Source organism: Peribacillus sp. NPDC097225, assembly GCF_044761955.1.
GTDB lineage: Bacteria > Bacillota > Bacilli > Bacillales > DSM-1321 > Peribacillus.
On the sequence record NZ_JBIWDJ010000005.1, the window covers coordinates 162,393 to 182,813 of the forward strand.

Annotated in this window: 20 protein-coding genes and 2 pseudogenes; 12 read left to right on the forward strand and 10 right to left on the reverse strand. The window is 40.7% G+C overall.

Annotated features, from left to right (window positions below; genetic code table 11):
- The first annotated feature begins 9 nt into the window (after positions 1-9).
- Positions 10-480 carry a 6,7-dimethyl-8-ribityllumazine synthase gene (gene ribH / locus ACIQXH_RS15780; RefSeq protein WP_402871881.1) on the forward strand — a complete coding sequence of 157 codons (471 nt, stop codon included), beginning with the start codon at positions 10-12 and terminating at the stop codon, positions 478-480.
- A gap of 54 nt (positions 481-534) precedes the next feature.
- On the opposite strand, the gene ACIQXH_RS15785 is transcribed toward ribH, so the two are convergent.
- Positions 535-2,040 carry a methyl-accepting chemotaxis protein gene (locus ACIQXH_RS15785; RefSeq protein ID WP_403124513.1) on the reverse strand — a complete coding sequence of 502 codons (1,506 nt, stop codon included), beginning with the start codon at positions 2,038-2,040 and terminating at the stop codon, positions 535-537.
- Positions 2,041-2,264: 224 nt separating this feature from the next.
- On the opposite strand from ACIQXH_RS15785, the gene ACIQXH_RS15790 reads away from it, so the two are divergent.
- The 7 genes from ACIQXH_RS15790 (at position 2,265) to ACIQXH_RS15820 (ending at position 9,474) form a co-directional block, all read left to right on the forward strand.
- Complete coding sequence (locus ACIQXH_RS15790) at positions 2,265-3,434, forward strand: DHH family phosphoesterase (protein WP_402871875.1); 1,170 nt, start codon at positions 2,265-2,267, stop codon at positions 3,432-3,434.
- Positions 3,435-3,626: 192 nt separating this feature from the next.
- Positions 3,627-4,415 (forward strand): ABC transporter ATP-binding protein, encoded by a 789-nt coding sequence (locus ACIQXH_RS15795; protein ID WP_402871873.1) that lies wholly within the window; start codon positions 3,627-3,629, stop codon positions 4,413-4,415.
- Positions 4,416-4,417: 2 nt separating this feature from the next.
- Positions 4,418-5,350, forward strand: a complete 933-nt coding sequence (locus ACIQXH_RS15800; RefSeq protein WP_403079942.1) for an ABC transporter substrate-binding protein — start codon at positions 4,418-4,420, stop codon at positions 5,348-5,350.
- An 11-nt stretch (positions 5,351-5,361) separates the two neighbouring features.
- On the forward strand, positions 5,362-6,360 hold the full coding sequence (locus tag ACIQXH_RS15805) for a FecCD family ABC transporter permease (protein ID WP_403079940.1): 999 nt from the start codon (positions 5,362-5,364) through the stop codon (positions 6,358-6,360).
- Between the two features lie 19 nt (positions 6,361-6,379).
- A complete protein-coding gene (locus ACIQXH_RS15810) occupies positions 6,380-7,354 on the forward strand; it encodes a FecCD family ABC transporter permease (protein ID WP_403124629.1) in 975 nt (324 codons plus the stop codon).
- Between the two features lie 834 nt (positions 7,355-8,188).
- A complete protein-coding gene (locus ACIQXH_RS15815) occupies positions 8,189-8,341 on the forward strand; it encodes an aspartyl-phosphate phosphatase Spo0E family protein (protein ID WP_403124633.1) in 153 nt (50 codons plus the stop codon).
- A gap of 764 nt (positions 8,342-9,105) precedes the next feature.
- Positions 9,106-9,474 (forward strand): hypothetical protein, encoded by a 369-nt coding sequence (locus tag ACIQXH_RS15820; RefSeq protein WP_403124527.1) that lies wholly within the window; start codon positions 9,106-9,108, stop codon positions 9,472-9,474.
- Between the two features lie 151 nt (positions 9,475-9,625).
- Here the strand turns inward: ACIQXH_RS15820 and ACIQXH_RS15825 are convergent, their stop codons facing one another.
- A complete protein-coding gene (locus ACIQXH_RS15825) occupies positions 9,626-10,075 on the reverse strand; it encodes a MarR family winged helix-turn-helix transcriptional regulator (RefSeq protein ID WP_402958890.1) in 450 nt (149 codons plus the stop codon).
- Positions 10,076-10,262: 187 nt separating this feature from the next.
- On the opposite strand from ACIQXH_RS15825, the gene ACIQXH_RS15830 reads away from it, so the two are divergent.
- Entirely contained in the window at positions 10,263-11,117 is an 855-nt protein-coding gene (locus tag ACIQXH_RS15830; protein WP_403124553.1) for an alpha/beta fold hydrolase, read from the forward strand.
- A 696-nt stretch (positions 11,118-11,813) separates the two neighbouring features.
- Positions 11,814-12,098 (forward strand): annotated as a pseudogene (locus ACIQXH_RS15835) (IS110 family transposase); the annotation flags it as partial.
- Between the two features lie 358 nt (positions 12,099-12,456).
- Here ACIQXH_RS15835 and csaA read toward each other — a convergent pair.
- Both csaA and ACIQXH_RS15845 read right to left on the reverse strand, forming a co-directional pair.
- Positions 12,457-12,786 carry a chaperone CsaA gene (csaA, locus tag ACIQXH_RS15840; protein ID WP_402871847.1) on the reverse strand — a complete coding sequence of 110 codons (330 nt, stop codon included), beginning with the start codon at positions 12,784-12,786 and terminating at the stop codon, positions 12,457-12,459.
- A gap of 570 nt (positions 12,787-13,356) precedes the next feature.
- Entirely contained in the window at positions 13,357-13,701 is a 345-nt protein-coding gene (locus ACIQXH_RS15845; protein WP_402871844.1) for a winged helix-turn-helix transcriptional regulator, read from the reverse strand.
- Positions 13,702-13,898: 197 nt separating this feature from the next.
- On the opposite strand from ACIQXH_RS15845, the gene ACIQXH_RS15850 reads away from it, so the two are divergent.
- Together ACIQXH_RS15850 and ACIQXH_RS15855 are read left to right on the forward strand one after the other, a co-directional pair.
- A complete protein-coding gene (locus ACIQXH_RS15850) occupies positions 13,899-14,627 on the forward strand; it encodes an SDR family oxidoreductase (RefSeq protein WP_402871841.1) in 729 nt (242 codons plus the stop codon).
- A 583-nt stretch (positions 14,628-15,210) separates the two neighbouring features.
- Positions 15,211-15,825 (forward strand): TetR/AcrR family transcriptional regulator, encoded by a 615-nt coding sequence (locus ACIQXH_RS15855; RefSeq protein ID WP_402958894.1) that lies wholly within the window; start codon positions 15,211-15,213, stop codon positions 15,823-15,825.
- Between the two features lie 76 nt (positions 15,826-15,901).
- Here ACIQXH_RS15855 and ACIQXH_RS15860 read toward each other — a convergent pair whose 3' ends face one another.
- The 6 genes and pseudogenes from ACIQXH_RS15860 to ACIQXH_RS15885 form a co-directional block, all read right to left on the reverse strand.
- A complete protein-coding gene (locus tag ACIQXH_RS15860) occupies positions 15,902-16,783 on the reverse strand; it encodes an NmrA family NAD(P)-binding protein (RefSeq protein ID WP_403124556.1) in 882 nt (293 codons plus the stop codon).
- A gap of 48 nt (positions 16,784-16,831) precedes the next feature.
- Positions 16,832-17,029, reverse strand: coding sequence for a hypothetical protein (locus ACIQXH_RS15865; protein ID WP_403079922.1), 198 nt, complete (start codon positions 17,027-17,029; stop codon positions 16,832-16,834).
- Between the two features lie 24 nt (positions 17,030-17,053).
- A complete protein-coding gene (locus ACIQXH_RS15870; protein ID WP_403079921.1) occupies positions 17,054-17,227 on the reverse strand; it encodes a nuclear transport factor 2-like protein in 174 nt (57 codons plus the stop codon).
- Positions 17,228-17,314: 87 nt separating this feature from the next.
- Positions 17,315-17,865 (reverse strand): annotated as a pseudogene (locus tag ACIQXH_RS15875) (IS3 family transposase); the annotation flags it as partial.
- A 206-nt stretch (positions 17,866-18,071) separates the two neighbouring features.
- On the reverse strand, positions 18,072-18,938 hold the full coding sequence (locus ACIQXH_RS15880) for a YihY/virulence factor BrkB family protein (protein ID WP_402871831.1): 867 nt from the start codon (positions 18,936-18,938) through the stop codon (positions 18,072-18,074).
- A 254-nt stretch (positions 18,939-19,192) separates the two neighbouring features.
- The gene (locus ACIQXH_RS15885) at positions 19,193-20,416 is read right to left on the reverse strand and encodes a cation:proton antiporter (protein ID WP_402871828.1); all 1,224 of its coding nucleotides are present in this window, start codon (positions 20,414-20,416) and stop codon (positions 19,193-19,195) included.
- Positions 20,417-20,421: the final 5 nt, after the last annotated feature.

Genomic DNA, 20,421 nt, shown 5'->3' on the forward strand with positions numbered 1-20,421 from the left:
GAAATAGACATGGGGAAAATTATCGAAGCACAATTAATCGGATCGGGACTGAAAGTGGGAATCGTGGTTGGAAGGTTCAATGAGTTCATTACAAGCAAGCTATTGGGCGGAGCATTGGATGGTCTGAAACGCCACGGTGTTGACGAGGATGACGTGGACATCGCTTGGGTGCCAGGAGCATTTGAATTGCCGCTCATTGCCAAGAAACTTGTGAACACGGGGAAATACGACGCAGTGATTGGATTAGGGACGGTCATCAGAGGTTCTACTTCGCATTATGATTATGTCTGCAATGAAGCAGCGAAAGGAATGGCCTCCGTTGCTTTGGATACCGGAGTTCCGGTCATCTTCGGATTATTGACGACGGAAAATATCGAGCAGGCCATTGAACGGGCCGGCACGAAATCGGGAAATAAAGGATATGAAGCAGCGGTCAGTGCCATAGAAATGGCGAACCTTGGAAAACTGATTGAACAATAAATTAGATAGAAAGCCGCGGAAGGGCAACCATCCGCGGCTTTCTTCTTGAACAAATTACTTCTCGCTGACTGTCAGCTTTTCCAGGCTTCTTAAAAGGTCTTCAAAACTGGAGAAGTTACTTTCCATTTGGGTAATGAGGGTATTCTGATCCACCACGCTCGCGGCGACTTCCTCAAGGGAAGCGGCATTTTCCTGTACGATGCTGGCAATATTGGTCACTTCATTCGTTGCCGTACTCGAGTTTTGCGTCAAAGCTTGAAGCATGGTTTGAAGCTTGATCGATTGTTCCATGACTTGGAGCGTGTTTCCTTCCATCTCTTTGAAAACGTGTTCGACATCTTCGGACTTTTCCTTTATCATGCCTGCAACATCCAAGCTCTGATTCACGCCATCTGTCACCTCATTAGACTTGATGGAGATATGATGTAAGATTTGCTGGATTTGATTGGTCGCCTGTCGGCTGTTTACAGCAAGCTTCCTGATCTCATCCGCAACCACGGCAAAGCTCTTCCCATGTTCCCCCGCTCGTGCCGCCTCAATGGAGGCATTCAAGGAAATTAAGTTCGTTTGGTCCGAAATGTCTTCGATTGTTGCCAGAATCGTTTGGATCTGCTTATTTTGTTGATTCAATTCTTCCATTAAGAAGGCGGTCTGTTTAGCCTTTTCCCCCACGGATATAATATCTTGGGCAAGGATGATCATCGCCTGACGTCCATCTTTGGTGCTTGATTCATTTTCTACCGTATGGACTTTCATTTTATCGGATGCAAGGGTGGCCTGTTGAACCTCTCCATCGAATGAATCGATGGAATCTTTCACCTCATTGGCGCTTAATGCCTGGGATTCAATATTCCTTGTGACTTCTATAAAGGCATTCGTGATTTCCTTGGAGATATTTCCAGTGACTTGGACATTGGCTTGCAGCTCATTGTAAAAGTCGGTCAATCCATGAACGGATTTAGTGATTTCGTCAAGCATATCCTTTGTCTTGATTTCCGTTTGTCGGCTCTTTGCAAGCTCGACCAAGGCGACATTAATCGAAGCACTACCGATTAAACTGAAAAAGACGGATAAAATGGCAGTTAAAATAAATAAAAGAACGATACCAAGTACAGTGACGCCCTTTTCAGATAAAACCAAGGAAAAAGGTTCTGACCATAAAATCAGGTAAATCAGGAACCCTGAATATAGGACGATCGACAAGATGACATGATAATAATCGTAATAAATGGACGCAAAAAGAAGCCCTAGATATAACAGGACCAATGACAAAGGGCTACTGGACTGGATGATGATCGAAGCGAATAAAAGGTTGATCGTGATGCCGATAAGATAGGGAACCCCGAGTGTCCATTTTTTTAGCTTGATCAAAATGGAGGCCACAACGACGGGGATGATGCTAAAAAGGGCAATGATTCCAATGTTTAGAGTCGGTATGCCGACTGTGAATGATAATAGGAGGCCGGCAGCAATCGTGAATAGCGTGTAGATGATGATGGCCGAGTGTCTTGAGTTATTTATTATTTCTCTTGATGCACGATCTGATCTGAACTGATACATTGTCATACCTCGATTTCTATTTAGTAACTCATCTATATTACGATGTAAATATTACAAAATAAAGAAAAAAATTGAAGGTGTCCGGTTTTTTTTTACGTTCAAAGCGGTTTTGGGTGGAACCGTGTTAAAATAGTCGGATGTGATTATGCTACAATTGTAAAGATTGCAATTGAAAATCATTTCTTAGGGAAAAGTAAATATATTAGTTTTTAGGAGGGGTTTATGTGTACTATCTTTTTACACATAATGATTTAGACGGGGTCGGCTGCGGAATCGTCGCGAAGCTTGCATTTGGGGAAGACGTGGTAGTTAGCTATAATTCAATCGGCCGCCTTAATCAGAATGTCGAAGCATTTCTTGAGCAGGCGAATATCGAGGATACATTGATTGTTACCGATCTTTCGGTAAATGAAGATAATGAAAAAATGATTACGCAATTCGTTGAGGATGGAGGACATGCACTTTTAATCGACCATCATAAGTCGGCGCTGCATTTGAATGAACATGACTGGGCATCTGTTACGGTTGAACAGGAAGACGGCAAACAAACGGCAGCCACTTCTTTATTCTATCAATATGCGGTGGATCAAAAGTGGCTGGAGCCTTCACGGATTTTCTCTGAATTCGTTGAATTGGTTCGACAATATGATACATGGGAATGGCAGGCCAATAATAATGTAACGGCCAAGCGGTTGAATGACTTATTCTTCATGATTCCGATTGAAGAATTCGAAACGAAGATTGCACATAAGCTCTCATCAGCTGAAAGCTTCGCGTTTGATGAAGTGGAACAGACTCTTTTGGGAGTGGAAGAGAGTCGTGTGGATCGGTACATAAATAGGAAAAAAAGAGAAGTGTATCAGGCTACGGTCGGTCCTCATACAGTTGGGGTGGTCCATGCCGAGTCTTACCATTCGGAATTGGGTAATGAGCTATCAAAAGAATTTTCCCATCTGGATTATATTGCGATCCTTATGGTCGGAAGCAAAAGAATCAGTTTCCGCACCATCCATGATGAGATAGATGTAGCTGAGGTTGCAGGGAAATATGATGGGGGCGGCCATCAAAAAGCCGCAGGTTGTACGATGTCGGAAAAAGCATACAGCCAATTCGTCGAGAAGACCTTCTTCTCTGAACCGATTAAGCGCGACGCTCATAAGAACCAATTGAATGTGAAGAATTCACCAGAAGGTTGCCTATATTCAACGAGAGATAAACAGGATATCTTCATTTATGAAAATGATGAAGAAGAAGAGTGGATCATTGAAGTGAATGGAAAACTGATAAAGAAATCGTTTGATACGTTCGAGGAAGCGGAAAAATACACGAAACGTAAATATGTAGCCTGGCTTGCGAACGATGAAAGATACGAAGAGTTTGTGAATAGAGGGTAAGGCAATGCAGCTGTCCAAATTTGGGCGGCTGTTATTTGCAGTTGTTATATGGAGGGAAAAAAAACGAGGGTAGTACCTTAGTTCTTTTCTCCTAAAAACGCTTGACAAAGATTCGATTATACTGAATAATCTTATTGTTGAGTAGTTGATAACGATTATCAATTTCAGCGTGAAAGGGGAGGTAATGATTACATGCGAATGAACGTTAGTAACGTTGAAGTTGGATACGATAAAAAAGTGATCGTTAACGGCTTGACGATTGAAATTCCCGATGGTCAAATTACTACAATCATAGGATCTAATGGGTGTGGAAAATCAACGTTATTAAAAGCTTTAACAAGAATCATTCCCTATCAAAATGGACAGGTCTTTCTTGATGGAGCAGAAATACAAAAAAAGAATACGAAAGAATTGGCGAGGGAACTGTCGATCTTGCCACAAACACAGGATAGTGCAGTAGGACTTTTAGTCGAGGAACTGGTTTCATATGGTCGTTTTCCATATCAATCAGGGTTCGGTGGCCTAAAAAAAGAAGACAAAGAAATCATTGATTGGGCCATGAAGTCTACTAATACATATGAATTTAGACACAACTCTGTAGATGAACTTTCCGGAGGTCAAAAACAGCGGGTGTGGATTGCCTTGGCACTTGCGCAAAACACGGACATCATTTTTTTGGATGAGCCTACAACCTATCTGGACATGGCCCATCAACTTGAAGTATTGGAGCTTTTGCAGAACTTGAATGAAAAGGAAAATCGGACCATTGTGATGGTTCTACATGATTTGAATCATGCAGCCCGGTTTTCACATTTCATGATCGCTCTTGAGAGTGGGAATTTAATAAAAGCGGGCACACCAGAAGAAGTGATGAGTCCAGATGTACTGAAGAAAGTGTTTAAAATTGACGCGGAAATCAGTAAAGACCCCCGTACAGGTAAACCAGTTTGCATCACATACGATCTAATAAAAGGAGAATGAACATGAAAAAATGGCTTTTATTCTTAGTTGCAGCATTAATGGTTATTTTAACGGCTTGTGGAAATGATGAATCATCGACTAAAGAAACATCGCAAGGTAAGGATGATGCAAAAAAATCGGGTACGATCAGCTATAAATCGGAAAACGGTACGGTTAAAGTTCCCGCCGATCCAAAACGCGTAGTCGTTTTATCGTTATTCGTGGGAGATTTAATGGAAATGGGTGTCAACGTAGTCGGAATGGATTCATGGTCAAAAGATAACCCGGATTTCGCCAAAAAATATCCGGATGCTGAAGTGGTAGCGAGCACGGATTATGAGAAAATCATTGAACTTGATCCAGATTTGATCATCGGTTCTAATGATGTGGAAGACGTTAAAAAATTACAAGAGATTGCGCCAACCGTAATCTTCACATACGGTGCTTTGAATTACATCGACCAACGTATCGAAGTGGGTAAAGTAGTCAATAAAGAAGAGGAAATGACTAAGTGGGTTAAAGATTTCCAAGCACGTTCGAAAGTAGTAGGAGACAAAATCAAAGATAAAATCGGGGAAGATGCTACTATAACGGTTGCTGGTAACTCTGATAAGCAAATCTATTTATTTGGCGATAACTGGGGACGTGGAACGGAAATCCTGTATCAGGAAATGGGATTGAACATGCCAAAGGCTGTTAAAGATGTTGCCCTTGAGCCTGGATATTTTGGAATTTCCGAAGAAGTATTAGGTGACTATGTTGGGGATTATTTAGTCCTTAATTTAGTGAAAGAAGGACAAGATACTTCATTCATGGACTCAACTTGGTACAACAAAATACCGGCGGTTAAAGATAAAAAGGTATTTTATGCGGAAGGCTCTGCATTCTATTTCGCCGATGCCCATTCTTTCGATAAACAACTAGACTTCTTCGAAGAATCTTTTCTAGGTAAATAAGGGGAGATTCGATGAAAGTCTCCTATTCTATTATAAGCAAAATGGTTTTATCGTTCGTTGTTTTGATGGTGGTCGTGGTCTTGGCGTTAGGGTATGGTGCAGCAAATACGAGTTTTCAAGATTTATATGAAGCTGTTATCGGAAGAAGCGGTGGACCCTATTATGATGTGCTAAGAGAAATTCGTCTTCCTCGTGTCATCGCAGCATTCTTCGTGGGAGCCGCGTTGGCAGTTGCCGGGGCCATCATGCAAGGGATGACAAGGAATCCTCTTGCCGATCCGGGTCTACTCGGTCTGACTTCAGGTGCTACTTTAGCTCTTACCCTGGCATTGGCCTTCATTCCCGGAATCACCTTCTTAATGCTTATGTTCAGTTCTTTTATAGGTGCAATGATTGGTATGCTACTTGTATTTGGAATAGGTATCACGTCTAGAAACGGTTTATCTCCGCTAAAGCTCGTTTTAGCGGGAGCGGCCGTTTCTCTCTTTTTACAGGCCATTTCAAGTGGTATAGCCATTCTTTTCAATGTATCGAAAAATGTCAGTACATGGACGGCTGGAGGGTTGATCAGCACAACATGGGATGCTTTGATCATTGTCCCCTTCATCATCTTTGGTTTAGTGTTGGCGACTGTCTATAGCAAACCATTGACCGTCCTTAGCTTAAATGAAGAAGTGGCGAAAGGGCTTGGACAGAAGACGAAGAAGATCAAAGTGATTTTGATGTTCGTGGTCATCGTTTTAGCAGGAACGGCAGTAGCCCTAATAGGGAATTTGTCGTTCGTGGGCTTATTCATTCCACATATCGTCCGGAAGATCGTGGGGGCGGATTACCGTTTGATCATCCCGATGTCGATTATAATCGGCGGATCCTTTATGGTTCTAACAGATTTCATTAGTAGAATCGTAATTGCTCCATTGGAAATCCCCATTGTTGCATTGGTCTCATTAATCGGGTTCCTATTCTTCCTGGTCTTGGTAAAGAAAGGAGGTCGAACTTTCTTTGCGTAAAAAAAGTAATGTACGATGGATGTATAGCTTAACGACCCTATTACTGATCATAAGTATCCTTGCCGGCATCAGCTTAGGACCTTCCTCAGTCGGTATCTCTCAAATCATTCCGACGATATTGGGGGATGAGACATTCAAAGAGGAATTCATTCTCTTTTCCGTTCGGTTTCCTCGCGTCCTGGTCCTAACTTTAGCAGGGATGTCGCTGGCATTATCTGGTGCCATTTTACAGACATTGACCAAAAATGATTTAGCTGATCCAGGTATTATCGGTATAAATGCTGGAGCAGGGGTTGCAATTACCTTATTTTACTTGTTCGTTGACGCCAATTTAGACTCCTATACCTATCAGTTACCGGCAGTAGGTTTCTTAGGTGGGATCATTACAGCCGGGCTGATCGTCCTCTTCACGTTGGACAGGAAAAACGGTATCCAGCCGATCAAGCTCGTGCTGATGGGGGTCGGGTTTGCCTCGGCATTATCGGGATTAATGATCATCTTGGTTTCAGGCGCTAAACAGGAGGATGTCCAATTCATCTCCAAATGGCTTGCAGGGAATATATGGGGAGCCGATTGGCCCTTTATTCTAGCGCTTCTTCCCTGGCTACTGGTGGCGATACCGTTTTTACTTTGGAAGCAAAAGGCAATGAATCTCCTCGCTCTTAATGAAACGGTGGCGAAAGGGCTGGGCGTTTCCCTGAACCGGGATCGGGCCCTTTTGCTGATCATTGCGGTAGCATTAGCGGCCTCGGCGGTTTCGGTCGTTGGGAGTATTAGTTTCATTGGATTGATTGCTCCTCATATCGCCAAACAGCTGGTCGGTTCCAAGCATCAGAGCTTTTTATTCTTATCTCCCATAATTGGTGCAGCCATCTTAGTTTTCGCTGATACAATAGGCCGCATCATTTATAGTGAACAAACCATTCCAGCTGGAATCATCGTCGCTATTATCGGAGCTCCTTACTTCCTATATTTATTAAGGAAGACAGCTTGACCGGATTAAAAAACCAAGTTGCCATGAACTGTGCCCCATAAAATGAACAGTCTAAAAAGACCTATAGTTTAAACAGCTAAACGATGACTCCTGTATTGTGCAGGAGTCATTCTAAATTTAGCTCCATTGGTACGATTTGTATTGAAATTCCTCTAAGCATAACTCCTCAATTTGAACAACTATAAGTGCTAACTGTGATCTAGAATGAAGGAATTATCGACTAAAGGGAAGTTTACTGGCATGGATCTCGACTCTTTTATTGTTCAACAGTTAGATATGGAGGATGAAGATATTGGGCCCGTTCATGATCCAGATATTGTGTATCTAAAAAGATAACGGCTTTTTTGATTTTTCAAAAGTAATCTCTCCAATGGATACCTTGAAGAAAAACTGAAGAGCATAAGGGATTTTTGCTATCACCGAGGGTGCTAGGTTAGGCAAAGCCTAACAAAACCGTGATAGCACGAAAATCGCATGTGCAATACGTTTGCAATACACAAGCAATACATTTGTAATACACTTTTCCCTTATGTGCAATACATTTGCAAGCATGCTTGCAAATGTATTGCAGCGATATAAATGACCTTAAAATTCAAGAATACATAAACCGATAAGTTGAATTATGTTAACTACCTATTTATTTTCGTAATAGCATTAAATTTTTATCTATCACGCTTAATTTTTTGTTGCACAGTTTCAACGAACTGTGACGAAGTTTAGATAATACGAGTACATCTCATGCCATCTGTATATTTAGTTCCATAAATGTAATACACTTGCTTAAGAAAGATACTATTTATCTATTAAGGAGCTTTAAATTTGTGCGAAATAAAATTGTATAGAGAATTAGAACTAAAAATAAAAGAATTTAGAAAAAAACTTCTAGAAACAGGTATTGAAAAAGGTCTAAATCATAAGGAAACTCTGAAATGTAGTCAAAGGCTAGATAAATTGATTTTGAAACAATGTTTAATAAGTAAGCAATAAAAATTACATAAACTAGAGTAGATTATATTCCCACCATTGGAAGGGGTAAGTGTAATTTGAGATATGAGTAAATCATTAAATACTGTACATGATAAATTAATGTCATACGGAAATATGACATGATGAACCTTCGACCTGAAAGTGAATTATGTATGGAAGGGCAACTCTTTTTAGGGTTGTCCTCTTCCTTAGGTAATGTGTTGTTGACTAATATGGTCAAAAATAAAAAGCTGGCCAAGGGCCAGCTTTCGAGTTCGGGGATTAAATAACCCAATTTAATATAATTGAAATTACTAAACTTTGAAGTAAAAGGGTTACTATTGTTTTTTTATTATATCCTTTTTTATTACTTACAATAATTCTATGACCTATATAATTAATAAATAAGACAATTAAAAAAGTTACAATAAATGCAAGTAAAAAAGGGATTTTGTATGTAGTTATTTTCCTCACCTCTTTAAAATTGTATTGATGTACATGATCACAATACCATTTTTATATTAAAAAGGAAAAAACATTAAAAATCGCCTATAAACTCTCTTTTTATAGTAGTTGAAATGGAATGGAACGAGTAATCTATCTACACTAGTTCTGATAAGCACACCAATCTTCTGTAAACTCTGCTATACCGATAATAAGGGTTTATGTTAACTGGATCTATTTTGCCCTTTATTGAGGGAGGTTAGTTGAACAAGGATTTTTCATTATAAATACCGAATAAGAAAAGTATAGATATAGATTTAAACAATTTAAGAAGGTGTAATATGGAAAGACCTTTAGGAATATCTTTTATTAGTTATTTTTACATTTTTGGTGCAATTATATTAATCTTTACAGCAATATTTTTTGAACCTAATGCAGATGAATTAGGTTTAGTAGAAAGATTTGGAATAGACTACCTTCCAGAACGGCTATTTAGAATTTTATTGGCTGTTTTTACTTTTATTATGATTTATGGTTATATGCGATTAAAAAGATGGGGATTTTGGATGATGATTTTGTATTCAATTGGATTTGGTTTTATAAGCTATATACTAACTCCATCATTCAATCAACAACCTTTTATAGGCAATGTTATTTGGTCAGGTATAATGTTAATTTATTCATTCTCTATTAGAAAGTCCTTTCAATGACTTTTGCTTATTAAACTAACGGGGGCTTTAGCTCAACAAGGATTTCAATAATAACCAACCTATTTACAACACAACGGGTCCCCGAATAGTTATTAACCGATGCATACGAAAAATCCACTCTTAGGTAATAGAGTGGATTTTTCGTATGCATCTATTTCTCGTCTTTTACATTCAGCAGGTGTAACAGACGCATTATTGTCTTGTTTATTTCACCCAGTTCCTTTTTACTCATACCAGAAGCGTCGAATAAGGATTGAGGAACGCACGATGCCTTCTCCTGTAGAGCTTTGCCTGCTTTAGTAATGAGAATGTTCACGACGCGTTCGTCCACTGTGTCACGGCGACGCTCGATGAGACCGGCAGCTTCCATACGTTTGAGTAGAGGAGTCAGTGTACCGGTATCAAGATTAAGCGCTTCACCTAGCTCTTTAATTGTGCTTTGTTGCTTCTCCCACAACGTAACTAAGACCAGATATTGAGGGTAAGTGAGTTGAAGTTCATCTAGGTAAGGGCGATAAAGTCGTAATATAGCCCTTGAACAGGCATACAACGAGAAACATAAGTGATCCTCTAAGTTAAGATTATGCGGGTTAGTCTCCATGGTTGCACCTCGAATAATCAGTATTTTCTTCATTAATATTTTAACATAACTCGTGGACAATAAAAAATGTTTTGCAAAATTAAATTGTTGACAATATTTTGTAAATAGACTAAGATAAATTCACAAATTATATTTTGCAAAATACAATTTTGTAAAATATAAAATACTGATAATGGAGGAATTTATAATGAGTAATATTACAGTTGGATTTGAAAATGGTGCACCTATTGAGCTTCACTACGAGGATGTAGGATCTGGAAAGCCGGTCGTGTTGATTCATGGTTGGCCACTCAGTGGAAGATCTTGGGAAAAACAAATTCCTGCACTTGTGGAGGCTGGTCACCGAGTTATTACGTATGATCGACGAGGGTTCGGACAGTCTTCTCAGCCCTGGAATGGTTATGAGTACAATACGTTTGCGGCTGATCTGCACAAACTGCTGGAGCATCTTGATCTTCATGACGTGACTTTGGTTGGATTCTCAATGGGTGGCGGTGAGGTGGCTCGTTACATTGGCACCTACGGAACGGATCGTGTATCGAAGGCTGTGTTAGCGGGGGCAGTTCCACCATACCTTTACAAGGCTACAGATAACCCCGATGGAGGATTTGATGATGCAGTGATCAAAGGCTTACAAGATGGGGTTAAGGCGGATCGACTTTCGTTCCTCGATACGTTTACAACTAACTTCTTCGCCTCCGGGGACAGAACGGATCTAGTGAGCGAAGAATTCCGGTTATACAATCGTGACATTGCAGCATTCGCGTCTCCAAAGGGCACGCTTGACTGTATCTCAGCGTTTAGTCAAACAGATTTCCGAGGTGATCTAGATAAGTTCGACTTGCCGACACTTATTCTTCATGGGGATGCGGATGCAATCGTTCCGGTCGAAATCAGTGGCCAGAAGGCACATGAGCGCATTCCTAACAGCCAGCTTGTGGTGATTAAAGGTGGTCCGCATGGATTTAATGTGACGCATGCCGAGGAGTTCAACGCGGAACTCATTCAATTCTTGAATACTACTGAATCAGATTCTATATAACTGCTATTCTTAAAGCAAACAAGGAAGGCACCCAATTGTTAAATTAAGATATTAAATCATAGGATAGTTAGTCCATTCTGAGGGCTAATTATCCTTTTTTATTTACATATTGTATTAAGAAAATAAAGGTACTCAACAAATGATTGCTAACGCTGTATATTATGCAATTAAATCAGCAGATTGGTTGTTTCTATGAGCTTTATAGATATTTCTAACATAAATGAAGAGATTCGTAGTGTTATTTACGAAATTCTTGCCACTTATAACCTAATATTACTTGATAGAGGCGTGAGCCCTTACTGGATGTAATAAGAAAAGATTATAGACATATGGAAATTCTGGATTTGAATGATAAAGAATTGTAAAGCAAGTTATCATCTGTATTTAAAATCCAATGGGATGTTTCGTTAGAAGAGGTCATTAAAGAATGTAAGAGGATGACGTATTATCAGAGATTACTAACACTCCAACTTTTCGTCTTATATTTAATCATTAAAATCTTCTTCAACTGACTGTCCTTTAGTAGTTTAAGTACAATCCACCACAATGTTATCTATGCTTTAATATTTGCTTACCTTAAAAAGTTACTCCATTAAATGGCCCGTTTGTGTAATAAAAATATCCTATATATCAACAAAGGATTTTTATCGAATTTTTTTATAAACATCGGAAGTTTATTTCAAATCTACATCTATGGGACATTATCATCTGCCTATCGTTCAGTATTTCGAGAAAAGAGGATATCTGTTAATCATTATGAATCCACTCATTTCTTACAAAGCGAAAAGTTCAAGTTTACGCAAAGTCAAAGCAGACATAACTGATGCCCACCTTCTCTGCGAGCTATATTATAAAGAGGATTTATAACCCTATAAAAAGCGTGGAATCCAGCTTTTGAACTTGCGTAATCTGATGAGACAGCACGATGATATACGGACTCACAAAGGGTTCCAGAGGCAGGTCAGCTTTTCTTCACTGCTACTATAAAAAAAGTAGCACAAACCATGGCCTAGGTTTGTACTACTGATGTTAGTATGTTTTGTATGTATCAGTTAAATAGCTATTCAGGTACTCGTTGGGTTATGAAAATTTTGGCTATTTCTCTTAGCATAAAAAGAAAACGGAAAAACTCATGTTAATCAGTTCTAGCCCCAGCGTGCCGGCTTTGTTCCACTACTTTTCTTAGCAAATACCGTTATCAGGATTTTCTTATTAATTGTTTTAGGAACGATTATTCTTTATCAAATGATCTTCCTTTAGTGCTTTTTGCACCGGTTCCATTACTTATGGCATTGAAGCCACGGCAAAGTAAATATCGTGGCATGCGATACAGATCCGATCAGGCAATCGGCGTTCCATTTTTGACAGTTTCATCCGGTTTTAAAAGCACGACATCGCCTTCTTCCGGCACACCTCCGATTACCAATACTTCTGATTCAAAACCAGCGATTCGCCGAACGGGAAAGTTTATTACTGCAGCAACTTGACGGCCGATAAGCTGCTGAGGTTCATACCTTCTCGTAATTTGAGCGGAAGAGCGTTTGATGCCCATCTCGCCAAAATCAATCTCTAACTTTAATGCAGGTTTTCGAGCTTCCGGAAACGGTTCTGCCGTTATTACAGTACCGACCCGAATGTCCAACTTCAAAAAATCTTCAATTGTTGTCACAGTAATCCCCCGTTTCAATTGTTCATACCAAATTGTTTTAAATAATAAATATTATACCATTTTTCTCCAGATCAATGAGCGATACGTTACATGAAAAAATGGACCCTTATAAGGGAGGACCCTGAAAAATATACGTTTTACTTGAAGCAGCGTCTCCGTTTGCAACTAACCTACTTGCCCACTCACGCTCTTCAAATTGTGCCCGACAACCCGAACGCGCCCGGTATGCGGCGATTTTTTTGCCCCCACTCTATGATTTCGAGCCGCGGATATTCCACGCCCAGCAAGAGAATCGGGTCGAATAAAATTTTAAGAAGAATGCTCCAGACAACGGATTAAAGCCGTCCAATCCATTTCATCATAACCATGGTTCATTCCTTCAGCAATAGTTATGGATCAGTTGGCCCACAGGCAGAGGAGCATAGACGGACTGCGCAACCTTTATAGTCAGTTCAATGTTTTAAAACCGGTCGGTCCAAAACGTGTTCTGTCATTATCGATTCATAGTTCTGATTTACCGGAGATTGAAAAAGAGCATCCACGACACGCTAAGACTTCCCAATCGCAGACTTAGGATAGAAACTCTTTTCCCCATACTCTTATAGAATCGATGATGCTCGACAATTTATTTCCTTGTTCAGTGAGGAAGTATTCTGTTTTGGGTGGCACAGTGTCATCTACCACCCTCTTCACAATTCCATCCGCCTCGAGTTCCCTGAGCTGTAATGTCAGCATTCGTTGTGAAATCCCCGGTATTAAGCGTCTAAATTCATTAAATCTGACCGATTTTTTGGATAGAATGTCGATAATGATTCCCTTCCATTTGCCTCCTATCATATGTAAAACTATTTCAACAGGGCAGGCCCTTATAACCTCTTCACTACAATCGCCATAATTTTTTAATCCATATCCCATATTTCCACTCCATTCTTTAAGTTACAAAAATGTGCCTACTTACAATTATCAATTTTTCCCATTATATTAATTATATCAAAAATGAAAGGAGTTCATATCATGATTACATGTACATATAAAAGGCCGGGACAAAGATAAGAAGTAAATATGTACTCGTAAGTACAGGTTTTAGAAAAATAGACTAGGGAGGCAATTTTATGAATAAATCCAAGATCGTATTAATTACAGGTGGAAACAAAGGTATTGGTTTTGAGACAGCAAGACAATTGGGAAACATGGGGTATGAGATTTTAATAGGAGCAAGAAACGAAAAAAAGGGACATGAGGCCGTAACGTTATTGGAAACGGAGAAAATTAAAGCTAAAACAGTGCTTCTTGATGTCACGAACCCCAGCTCTCTTCTCTCCGCAGCAGATTGGATTGAACAAGAATATGGATTGCTTGATATCTTGATTAATAATGCAGGCGTGTTTTCGGAAGGTAACATACCTCCAAGTGAACTGGAACTGTCCGTTCTAAAGAGCACATATGAAACAAACGTTTTCGGCGTATTTTCTGTTACTAAAGCAATGCTTCCATTGCTCAGAAATTCTTCTTCTGGAAGAATTGTTAATCTTTCCAGCGGATTAGGTTCCTTAACCTTGAATTCAGACCCAGCTTCGGAATTTTATAATGTGAATTCGCTCGCCTACAATAGCTCCAAAACGGCTGTGAATGCTTTAACTGTTTTCTTTGCTAAAGAATTAAACAATTCTCCTATTAAAATCAACTCAGTTTGCCCTGGATTTACAGCTACCGATTTAAATGGTAATAGTGGCTATCGTTCAGTCGAACAAGCAGCTTCCATTGTAGTGAAGCTTGCCACAATAAATAGTGATGGTCCAACTGGTGGCTTTTTTGATGACAATGGAGTTGTGCCTTGGTAAAACTGAAGGAATAAGTTAGCTTTAATGTCCAAAGCATCTGGATAAAAAATATTTCCTCATACATTATCTTATCCATTTTCTGCACGAGTGAAATACTACTATATATTTTAGCAGTTATATCCATTTTCTATGGATATAACTGCTAACTCTGTTACTTCTTACACTTCCCTACACTCTTGTTTTTCAACCTCATAGATGAGTTGATAATCCCCTTTCGTATTCTCTTTAAGATTTATTATACTTTTTTTTTCTTTATAGACCCCAAGATTTACGTTCATTTTAATCAATTGTTACATGTAGATCGCCATAATCCACTTTTCCTGACGACCTACCGTGTGAGGAGTTCTGACCAAAGCTATTCAGCGTTTTGACTATCTATTTAGCAACAACAAGTATCAGATTTTGGTTCGAATACGGAATATGTGAATCAGGAGTAATTGGGCGAATAAACCATATGGTGGAACAGTCCCCAAGTGGTCGGTTTCTTAAAGAAACGGATGGATTTCGGGGAAATACGTCAAAGCGGGTTCGCCCATAGCATAGTATAATTACTTATATGAATAATTGGAAAGGGGCGCTTACAGTGGCAAGAACGAAGGCCTTTGATACGAAAGAGATTCTGCATAAAGCCATGTATATCTTCGGGAATCGTGGCTATGAAGGCACCTCGTTGCCTGATTTAATCAATGGGCTGGGCATTGCCCGCCAAAGTATATATGATACTTATGGAACGAAATGGGATCTGTTTTTTACAGCTGTCCAACATTATATGGAACAGAAAAATCAAGAGTTGAAGAGACTTTGCGATGGGCCGGGAACGGTAGTTGACAAGGTAGAACTAGTATTTACTACAATTGTGAAAGTCCTTATAGACCCTGAGCTGCGTCTAGAGTGCTTCATTATTAGCAGCGCTATTGAGCAGGCGCCTCACAATGAGGAGCTGGCAGCTTATCTGCAGACGAACACCGAACTGTCGGAGCAAATCTTTTACAATATGCTGGAACGCGCGGTGAAAGAAGGGGCAATAGGCCCGGAGGTGAATATCCGAGATCTGGCCCGGTTCCTGGTACATGAGCGAATCGCCCTGATCACGTCAGCCAAGTTGGGAATGGATGAGCCGAGGCTGTTTGCCATCTCAAATATGGTACTAACGGTCTTTCGGACTATACAGGGCAGCCAAGCGAAAGATTTCATATAAATGTGGACATCAAAAGGCTCTCCTATGGTCATCTTAAACGGTGATGACTGGAGAGCCTTTTATCTTAAAGTACCTCTTAGTTAATTAGACGGAAACCATGTTTATGCTGCAAAATGAATTGCTCTAGGTAACGCGGCTCTCGGCCGGCTACTCGAAATACCGTGTCTGTTATCTGATTCTCCATTCCTTCGAGACGAATACGAACATCCATTCCGGCTAGGTGTTCGGCATAGTTATCCGGCAAGCCGGCTGCCTTATGCCTCTCTGTAAGTTGCTCCGGTGTAACACGAATATGCTTGGCTTCCAGGCCGGTAACGCTGCGGATCACTCCGGCCACATCATCATAAGTGAGGGATTCTGGGCCAGTAATGATATGCTCCCGGTTATGGGGCTCCTTGTCGGTCAGGGCATGAAAGCCGACAGCTGCAATATCATCTGCGTCGACGAAGCCTACCTTGCCGTCTCCTGCAGCAGTATAGATGTGCCCGCTGTGGCGTAAGGAGTGCCCGTGACCATGATGGCTGGGCTCCGTGAAGTTCTGCATGAAATAGGAAGGGCGCAGGACGGCCCATTCGGGGGCATGGTCATGCAGGTAACGGTGAACTCCCCCGAAGACGGGGCCATCCTCCGGAATCGAGGCACTGGATAATAGGACGAAGCGCCTAACTGAAGCGTCAAGTGCTCTGCGGATAAAAGGAATCATGGCTTCTTCAGGATGCAGACTTGCAGGTGCAACCAAATATACGGCATGGACGTCCTGCAGGACGTCATCATGGTTAGAGTCATCGAACCAGTCGAATGGTATGTGTTCACCGACTTGTTCATCCCCGGGCTTGGGAAAACTGCGTCCGGCTCTCCGAATCAGATAGCCCTGATCTTGTAGCAACTGTGCAATGCGGGAGGAGGTCTTGCCCTGTCCTCCGGTTAGTAGAATACGAGTAGAGGATTGATTTTGCATACGATTATCTCCTTTAGTTCTTATTTATGTCATGTTTTAAGTTGACTGCTAATGGTTTCCAGTAGTCCTGATAGCGGATAATCCTACCATTTTGAACTTCTGAACTTCGACTACGGATATATAGCTTTGTTCGTAAGATCCGCCTGTGACTAGGATTTTTCCACTTGCTTTGAACTGAGCGAAGAACACGGGGGCATCGGCTGCTATATGAATGACCGGTGTGGTGAATGAAGTGATTTTAAGCACATCCTCTAATTCTTCCAGATATTTCTACAGCACCGCCTTCCCATCCAGTCGTTTTGGATTTGTTTCCTGGGCATAAGGAAATTCGAAGACGATATCGGCAGCAAACAAATCTAGAAATGTAGCATACTCCTTACGAATATAACGGTCTGAGAAAAGTTGAATGAGCTGCTCAACTTGATCATAAGACAAGGTACTCATTTCAGTTGCCTCGCTTTCTTGAGAGAATGGATGGATGGAAAATGGTGGAATTTCTAAGACTACTATATCACTTTTCGGACCGAACAGTCAAATATATTCGGACCGAACAGGGGTCATCTTTTTTAGGTTCCATTGGTGTCTATAGTAATGTAAGCTTCATCCTTAAAGTGGCCAAAGAAGGCCTCCTGAGGGGCATTATCCCAACCGTTTCCTCGTCTAGACATCGATTGATGTAATCCTAATTTCTTCACTAACTTTTGAAAGTCGGGGTGTGTGTAGTGGGTACCTTGATCCGAGTGTAATAAGGCACTTTCTGCTTTTTTATATCACCGATTCTTCTTTAGCTTCAGAAGGGTGTCTATAGCTAAATCCATGGTGATTTGGTCTGATACGTGGTAGGCCAAGATTTCATTGGTCGAGCCATCTTTAATGGTAGACAAATAGGCTTTGTGGCCCGTTCCGTAAAATAAATATGTGATATCGGTTAGGAGTACTTTTCCGGGGATATCTTGCTTAAATTGTCGCTTTAATAGGTTTGGCATGACCCTATGTTCTTGGGTTACTTTCATCATTCTCCGATAGGGATTTGCTTTTCTAATGGGGCAGACAATCCCATACTTCTTCATTATTCTTCGGATCTAATCCCCTTTCGGCTAATCCCCTTAACATAAGGATTCTTTGATAAGGCCTTCATTTCTTATTCTGTAAAAGTCTTGTTACTCATTTTGATGTATCTCCAATCCCATGTATCTTCTTTATACATAAAAGTACCCTACAGAGAGACTTTTTTTAAGTGTCTACTCTATAGGGTACATTCTACCATTATAGGAACCTGGTTTTTTCTTTATCGTTTTAAAGGTACGGGATGTACGAGTGTTCGAGACTTCTTTTGAGGTGTGGTATTTTGACGGTGTAGAATCGCATTGATTTCGCCGCCGAGCATTAAGATCAAACCGGTCAGGTACAGCCATAACATTAAAACGATGACGCCCCCTAAACTGCCGTACGTGGACGAATAATTAGCGAAATTGCTGACATAAAAGGAAAAACCGATGGAGATGACAAACCAGAGTATTGTGGCCGTAATTGCACCCGGAATGACGTGTTTGAACGGGAAGTTCTTATTCGGTGCGTAACGGTATAGAATGGCTAGCACGAAAGAGATAACCGCAACGGCGATCACCCATCGCAATATACTGAATAGACTTTGTGTTTCTTCTGGAAGGGACACGACTTGTTCCATTAAATCGATGAGTACTTTCCCAAAAACGGGAAGAACCAGCATCACGATAAATGCAAAGACCAATCCTAATGTTAACAGGATGGAAATGAGGCGAGCCTTGATGAAGCTGCGCGTTTCTTCCACATCATAGGCAATGTTCATCGAATGAATAAATGCATTCATTCCATTCGAAGCGGACCAGATGGTACCAAGGATACCAAAGGTCAGCAAGCCGCCATTCCGTTCATTCAATATCTTGATGATATTCTCTTCGATGGTTTTCATCGTTTCCGATGGCATGAATGTCTTTAACGTATCCAAAGCTGTTTGCGTATCGATGTTCAAGTATGGCAAAATCGACAGCAATAAAATGAGCAAAGGGAATAGTGCGAGGAGGTAATAGTATGCTTGTTCAGCTGCCAATCCTGTGACACGATCCTCCTTGACTTCCTTGATGAGTTTCTTGCTAAAATCAATCGACTTATTCAATCGGCATCACTCCTGAAAAGTTTCTTCGTTTATCTGCTTCTTTTCCCTCAGATCGGGTACCTTAACCCTCCTGAGAGGAAATATTGTAAAGCAGTTACCCATTTACTATTCGAAAATCTCTTCCAACATGTCGATGGGATGGAAAATAAGAAGGGATGACTGGGTGGAAGGAGACACATATAGCAGGCTATCAATCTAAGTAACTCTGAGAATATCGAAAAAGGTCCAGACGTAGGTGTCTGGACCTTTTTCGATTAGCCTTCTTTTTGTTGTTCTTTTTGGACTTTTGGCGGCGTCCATTTGAAGATTTTATTGAGGATATTATATATATGCTTGGATTCTTTCGTAAGGACTGGTCCAAGAATCGCTAATGTCAGCACATATAATGCCGCAAACGGGGTTAGGATAGGCATCAAACCGCCGGCAATGCCTAGGTTTGCGAGAATGATGGAGAATTCACCGCGTGAAACGATCGTCAAGCCGATATTGGCTGAGGCTTTATGGGACAAACCGGATTTACGTCCAGCAATCATACCAGCAACGAAGTTACCGATAATGGTAATGATGACGGCTCCAAGTACCATCCAGACTGCTCCACCTAGCGTCGTCGGATCGATACTCAATCCAAAGCTGAAGAAGAATATGGCTCCAAAGAAGTCCCTGAAAGGAATGACAAGTTTTTCGATGCGGTCACTATGTTCCGTTTCAGAAAAGACGAGTCCGAGCAGTAATGCGCCGATTGCTTCTGCAACATGAATCGTTTCAGAGAAACCTGCGATAAAGAACAGTAAGGCGAATACGACAATGATGAAAATCTCATCAGAGGTAATATTGAATAATTTGTTGAGGAAACCGGATGCTTTTCGAGCGATGACGAAAAATAATAGCATATATCCGATTGCGATAAACGTAGATAATAATGTTCCCCAGACTGAACCGGATGAGCTTAATACCAATCCTGATACGACGGATAAATAAACGGCAAGGAATATATCTTCAAACATGATGATTCCCAGGATAAGTTCCGTTTCGTTATTACCGGTCCTTCTTAAATCAACAAGTACTTTGGCTACTATGGCACTTGATGAAAAGCTGATGATCCCGGTTAAAATGAGGACTTCTTTCAGTGGAAGACCCATGAGGAAACCATAAGCCATCGCTAAACCAACGTTTATGACAATATAGATGGATCCGCCTGTCACGATGTTTTTTCCGGATTTCATCAATTTTTTTACAGAAAATTCAAGTCCTAAATAGAATAGAAGGAAAAGAATACCGACTCTTCCGAGGAAGGCAATGATCTCTTCACTTTCGATGAAGCGTAAATCGATCATTCCAAAATGCGGGGCATGAGGTCCTACCAACATGCCGACGATAATTAAGATGGGTACATTCGATATTTTGAATTTCCCTGCTATGAGAGCTGCGGCTGCAACCAATAATAGGGCCGTTCCTACTTCGAAGACTAAGTGATCCATATGTA